The 5,825-nt window shown below is 71.6% G+C and carries 8 protein-coding genes; 2 read left to right on the top strand and 6 right to left on the bottom strand.

Annotation, left to right across the window (positions count from 1 at the left end; genetic code table 11):
• From AC1DXV_RS30365 to AC1DXV_RS30350, 4 genes are all read right to left on the bottom strand, one after another.
• The coding region (locus tag AC1DXV_RS30365; RefSeq protein WP_477937168.1) for a dihydrodipicolinate synthase family protein at positions 1-490 on the bottom strand (490 nt) is incomplete at its 3' end.
• An 86-nt stretch (positions 491-576) separates the two neighbouring features.
• Positions 577-951 carry a DUF5615 family PIN-like protein gene (locus AC1DXV_RS30360; protein WP_477868746.1) on the bottom strand — a complete coding sequence of 125 codons (375 nt, stop codon included), beginning with the start codon at positions 949-951 and terminating at the stop codon, positions 577-579.
• Positions 952-957: 6 nt separating this feature from the next.
• Positions 958-1,188: a DUF433 domain-containing protein gene (locus tag AC1DXV_RS30355; RefSeq protein WP_477868744.1), complete on the bottom strand. Its 231-nt coding sequence runs from the start codon at positions 1,186-1,188 to the stop codon at positions 958-960.
• 61 nt (positions 1,189-1,249) lie between these two features.
• A complete protein-coding gene (locus AC1DXV_RS30350; protein WP_477868742.1) occupies positions 1,250-2,155 on the bottom strand; it encodes a LysR family transcriptional regulator in 906 nt (301 codons plus the stop codon).
• Positions 2,156-2,267: 112 nt separating this feature from the next.
• Between AC1DXV_RS30350 and AC1DXV_RS30345 the strand changes: the two genes are divergently transcribed.
• On the top strand, positions 2,268-3,452 hold the full coding sequence (locus AC1DXV_RS30345) for an MFS transporter (protein ID WP_477868740.1): 1,185 nt from the start codon (positions 2,268-2,270) through the stop codon (positions 3,450-3,452).
• Positions 3,453-3,465: 13 nt separating this feature from the next.
• On the top strand, positions 3,466-4,704 hold the full coding sequence (locus AC1DXV_RS30340) for an SGNH/GDSL hydrolase family protein (protein ID WP_477937166.1): 1,239 nt from the start codon (positions 3,466-3,468) through the stop codon (positions 4,702-4,704).
• 33 nt (positions 4,705-4,737) lie between these two features.
• On the opposite strand, the gene rbsD is transcribed toward AC1DXV_RS30340, so the two are convergent.
• Together rbsD and AC1DXV_RS30330 are read right to left on the bottom strand one after the other, a co-directional pair.
• Positions 4,738-5,133 carry a D-ribose pyranase gene (gene rbsD, locus AC1DXV_RS30335; RefSeq protein WP_477868736.1) on the bottom strand — a complete coding sequence of 132 codons (396 nt, stop codon included), beginning with the start codon at positions 5,131-5,133 and terminating at the stop codon, positions 4,738-4,740.
• Positions 5,130-5,825 (bottom strand): PfkB family carbohydrate kinase (locus tag AC1DXV_RS30330; protein ID WP_477937164.1); only part of this gene is annotated, 696 nt, incomplete at its 5' end. The genes AC1DXV_RS30330 and rbsD, both read right to left, overlap by 4 nt.

Genomic DNA, 5,825 nt, shown 5'->3' with positions numbered 1-5,825 from the left:
CCTTCAGGCCTGCCACGCCGGGGATCGCGGCCAGCGTGCGCAGCGTCGCGAGGCTCAGCTCGACGCCGGTGCGGTACGGGATGTCGTAGACGACGATCGCGCGCGGTGCCGCGGCGGCCGCAACCTCGCGGTAGAAATCGACGATGCCTTGCTGCGATGGCCGCACATACGACGGCGGCGGCACCAGGAAGCCTGCGACCGCCTGCTCACCAAACCGCCGGCACGCCGCCACCACCTCGCGCGGCGCGATGCCGCTCACGCCCATCAGCACCGGCCGGCCACCGGCCGCCGACAGCACCGTGCCCAGCACGGCGGCCTGCTCGGCCTCGTCGAGTGTCGCGGCCTCGCCGGTGGTGCCGCAGGCGACCAGCCCGTGGATGCCGTCGGCCACCAGGTCTTTGACCAGCGCGGCGAGCCGTTCATGGTCGACGCGCCCATCCGCCGCGAACGGCGTGATGACGGGAACCCAGATGCCTGAGAGCTGCTGCATGAATCCATTCCTCGCGCCGGCGGACACGCCGGATCAGGCTGGGCATTCTAGGCAGGATGGAACACCTGGCGCCGGGCGTGAGCCGGTCACCGATTCACTTGCAGCGGCAACAGGCGCAAGCAAGTGCGCTTCGTGTCGATCGTCAGCAGCGCGCCTGCCGCCAGCTCGGCCGTCATCTGGCGCAGTGCGGCAACAACGTGAGCGCCGATGGCATTCGGGTTCACGTCCTCGGCACGGATCTGCACGACGCTCGGCTTGTCGCCTTGGGTCGCTGCCAGCATGGCGCCGAAATCCAGGTCGTGCGTCAGCACCACACAGTCGTGTTCCGCCGCATACGCCATGATCACCGGGTCAGGCGCATCGGGAGCGCCGAGCGTTGACCAGTGAGAGGCCTCGATGCCGGCCTCTTTGAGGACGCCGACCCATCGGGGCGACAGGTTCATGTCGATGAGAAGCCGCATCCTCTGTCACATGCCGACCAGCTCGACTTCGCGCTCATCGGCGCGCCAGGCGGCATAGCGCAACGCCTGCAGGATGTCTTCTCGCTCCAGATAGGGGTAGTCGGCCAGGATGTCGTCGACGCTGTGCCCGGCACCGACCTGACCGACCACCATCCCGACGGTGACGCGCATGCCACGAATGCAGGCCTTGCCACCCATCACGTCCGGTCGCTGTGTAATGCGTTCCAGGGGTCCCATATCAGCTCCTTGTCGCAACGCGAACCATGGTAGCGAGTATCCCTTCGCAGCAGGCACTCATCTAGCCGAACCGCACGTTCTCCACGAGGAAATCCAGCAACGCCCGCACCCGCGACGGCAGGTGCCCGCCCTGGCCGACGAACACCGCGTGGAACTCTTCCAGGTCGCCGGGGTTGAAGTCCTCCAGCACCGCGACCAGCCGCCCGGCGGCGATGTCGTCGCGCACCTGGAAGGCGGCCAAGCGCACCAGCCCGAGCCCCGCCACTGCGAGCCGGCGCAGCGATTCGCCGTCGCTGACGCGCGCGTTGCCGTTCAGCGCCACCTGCACGACCTTGCCGTCGTCCAGCAGCGGCCAGCCCTCCAGCGCGCGGGCATACGTGAAGCCCAATCGGTTGTGCGACGCGAGATCGGCCGGCGTCATCGGCGTGCCGCGCTGCTGCAGGTAGGCCGGCGAGCCGACGATCAGCTTGCGTGTCTCGCCCAGCTTGCGCGCCAGCAGTTGCGAGCTCTTCAGCGGCCCGGCCCGCACCGCCACATCGGTGCGGCGCTCCAGCAGGTCGATCACCTCGTCGGTCAGCACCAGGTCGAGCGTGACCTCCGGGTGCTGCGCCAGGAAGGCCGGCACCAGCGGCAACAGGAAATGCTCGCCGAACGGCACGTTGACGTTCACGCTCAGCCGGCCGCGCGGTGCATCGTTGGTGGCGGCGCCGCGCTCGGCTTCCTCGAGGTCGGCCAGCACGCGCACCGCCCGCTCGTAGAACACGCAGCCCTCGGGCGTCAGCTGCACCTGCCGCGTCGAGCGGCTGAGCAACCGCACTGCGAGCCGCGCCTCCAGCCGCCCGACCAGCTTGCTGACCGCCGACGGCGTCATCCGGAACGCCCGCGCCGCCGCCGAGAAACCGCCCAGCTCGACGACCCGCACGAACACCTCCATCTCGCCCGAGCGGTTCACATCCAGTCGTGCCATGCCGTCCCTCGCTGATGAACTGGGTTCACAAGTGTTTTTCCAGCGGGCAGTCTAGTTCACAACGCCGTTTGAACTCATCATTCCCGACTCAACGGCATCTGAATTCACAGTCATGAAGAACACCAAGCTGGCGCTGTATGCGCTGACCGTCGGCGCCTTCGGCATCGGCGTCACCGAGTTCGTGATCATGGGCCTGCTGCTCGACGTGGGCACCGATCTCGGCGTCTCGGTGTCGGCGAGCGGGCTGCTGATCTCCGGTTACGCGCTGGGCGTCGTCGTCGGCGCACCGCTGCTGACGGCGCTCACGCAGCACTGGCCGCGCAAGACGCTGCTGCTGGCGCTGATGGCGGTCTTCACGCTCGGCAACCTGAGCTGTGCGCTGGCACCGACCTACGAGTTGCTGATGGCGGCCCGCGTGCTGACGGCGCTGGCGCACGGCAGCTTCTTCGGCGTCGGCTCGGTCGTCGCGACCGGCCTGGTGCCGCCGCAGCAGCGCGCCTCGGCGATCGCGATCATGTTCACCGGCCTCACCGTCGCCAACATCCTCGGCGTGCCGTTCGGCACCTGGCTCGGCCAGCACTTCGGCTGGCGCGCCACCTTCTGGGCCGTCAGCGCGGTCGGGTTGCTGGCGATGGCGGCACTGGCGCTGTTCGTGCCGACCCAACCGGCAAGCCATGAAGGCAGGTCGCTGCGTGCCGACCTCGACGCGCTGCTGCGCCGCCCGGTGCTGCTCGGTTTCGCGACCACGGTGCTCGGCTTCGCGGGGCTGTTCGCGCTGTTCACCTACATCGCGCCGCTGCTGACGCAGATCGCCGGCTTCAGCGCCGCGGCGGTGTCGCCGATCCTGCTGGTGTTCGGCGGCGGGCTGGTGATCGGCAACCTGGCCGGCGGCAAGCTCGCCGACCGGCACCTCGCCGGCACGGTGCTGGGCTCGCTGGCGGTGCTCGCGATCGTGCTCGCGCTGACCGGCTGGGCGCTGCACAGCCAGGTGGCCGCGGTGCTGTTCGTCGGCCTGCTCGGGGCGGCGTCGTTCGCGACCGTTGCGCCGCTGCAGATGTGGGTGCTGGACAAGGCCCAGGGGGCCGGGCAGAGCCTCGCATCGAGCTTCAACATCGCGGCGTTCAACCTCGGCAATGCCTTCGGCGCGTGGCTGGGCGGTGCGGTGATCGCGAACGGGCCGGGACTCGGCTCGCTCGCGTGGGTGGCCGCGCTGCTGCCGCTGGCCGGCCTCGCGATCGCGGCGCTCGCGATGGCGCTGGACCGCACGCCGGCCGCGATCGCCTCCGCCAACGCCTGATCGGAGCCACACCATGACCACATGCCGCACGCCGTGGCACGGCCTCGCCACGACCCTCATGTCCGTCTGCGCCCTCGCCTGCCTGGCCGCGATGCCTGCGCACGCCGGCACCTGGATCCAGAGCTGGACCGCCAGCCCCGAAGCAAGCTGGGGCGCGGAGTTCGCGCTGCCCACCGGCACGCCATCGACGATCGACGACCAGACGCTGCGCCAGGTCGTGCGGCTGAGCCTCGGCGGGCGGCGCGTGCGGTTGCAGCTGTCGAACGAGTACGGCCGCGAGCCACTGGTGATCGGCGCGGCGCAGGTGGCGCCGGCATCGGCCCCCGGGCGTGGCCGCGCGGTGACCTTCGGCGGACAGGCCGGTGTCGTCGTGCCGCCGGGCGCGCCGGTGCTCAGCGACCCGGTGGAACTCGAGGTCGCAGCGCTCGCGTCATTGGCCGTCAGCCTGTACCTGCCGAAGCCGACATCCACGCAGACCTTCCACTGGGATGGACGGCAAACCGCCTCGCTCGCGCCCGGCAACCAGGTGGGCGCCGCCCAGCTGCCGCCGACACCGGGCCTGACGGCGCGGATCTTCCTCAGCGGCGTCGCGGTCGAGGCCGACGCGCCACGCGGCAGTGTCGTCGTGATCGGCGACTCGATCACCGACGGCAACGGCGCGACGATGGACGCCGACACGCGCTGGCCCGACTTCCTCGCCGCGCGACTCGCGCCGCAGCGCATCGCGGTGCTGAACGCCGGCATCTCGGGTGGCCGGCTGCTGTCGGACGGGATGGGGCCGAGCGCGCTCGCACGCTTCGATCGCGACGTGCTGGCGCAACCGCAGCTGCGCAGCGTGATCGTGCTGATCGGCATCAACGACATCGCGTGGCCCGGCACCGCCTTCGACCCGCAACGCCGGCCGCCCGAGCTCGCGGAGCTGGTCGCCGGCTACCGCCAGCTGATCGCCCGTGCGCACCTGCGCGGCGTGCGCGTGCTCGGTGCCACGCTGACGCCGTTCGAAGGCGCCCTCGCCGGCACGCCGCTCGCCGACTACTTCCAGCCGCACAAGGACGCGCTGCGCCGGCAGCTCAATGCATGGATCCGCGACAGCGGCGAGTTCGATGCGGTGATCGATTTCGATGCGCTGCTGCGCGACCCGGCGCAGCCGTCGCGCCTGCGGCCAGCCTTCGACTCCGGCGACCACCTGCACCCGGGCGACGCCGGGCACCGCGCGATGGCCGGGGCGGTGCCGCTGCCGGCCACACGCTGATCAATCCCCGTTGCCGAGCTCGCAAGGCACGGCTCAGAACACGACGCCGGCGTACAGCAGCAGGTTGGCGTACGGCGTGAACTCGCCGCTGCGCACGATCGCGCGCGCCGAGGCGCTGCGCCGCTTCAGCTCGTCGTGCGGCACGTGCTCGACCGGCACGCCCTGCAGGCGCTCGCCGGCCAGCGCGACGAACGCGGGGCTGCGCTGCAGCGCCTCGTCGGCCAGCGCGGCGCGCTCCACCTGCATCTCGCTCAGCAGCACCTGCAGCACCTGGTCGAACGACGGCACGCCACGCGTCAGCGCGAGGTCGATGCATGGCGTGCCCGCCGGCACCGGCAGCCCGGCATCGGCAATCACGACCAGGTCGCCATGGCCCAGCCGCGCGACCAGCTGCGACAGGTCCCGGTGCAGCAGCGGCGTCTTCTTCACGACGCCTCGACCGTGGGTTGCAGGTCGCGCGCGAACGGCATCGCGTCGATCGTGCCGGGCCGCGCGACGCTGAACGCCGCGGCCCGTTGCGCATGCGCGATCGCCGCGTGCAAGGCCACGCCGGCGCAGCGCGCGGCGGCGAACGCGCCGATGAAGGTGTCGCCGGCACCGGTGGTGTCGACTGCCTGCGTGCGCGGCGCCGGCGCATGCACGTTGCCGCGCTCGTCGGCGCACTGCACGCCGTCGGCGCCCAGCGTGACGATCACCGTCGCCGGCCCGCGCTCGCGCAGCCGCGCCGCCGCCTCGGCCGGCGCCAGCACCTCGCCGAGCAGCACCGCCGCCTCGCTCTCGTTCGGCACCAGGATGTCGACCTGCTGCAGCAGCGCCGCCGGCAGCGCTTGCGCCGGCGCCGGGTTCAGCAGCACCGGCACGCCGGCCGCGTGCGCGATGGCGATCGCCCGCGCCACCGCCGCGAGCGGCGATTCGAGCTGGCACACCAGCAGCGCCGCCGACGCGATCTGCACCGCGGCCGCCTCGACCTGCGCAACGCCGAGCGCCGCGTTCGCGCCGGCCGACAGCGCGATGCTGTTCTGCCCGCGGTCATCGACCAGGATCATCGCGACGCCGGTGGGCTGCGCCACGTCGGCCAGGTGCGTGAGCTCGACGCCCTCGGCCGCCAGCCGGCGGCGCGC

It is taken from the genome of Rhizobacter sp. P3_C12 (assembly GCF_056402735.1).
This window is presented reverse-complemented; position numbering and strand designations above follow the sequence as displayed.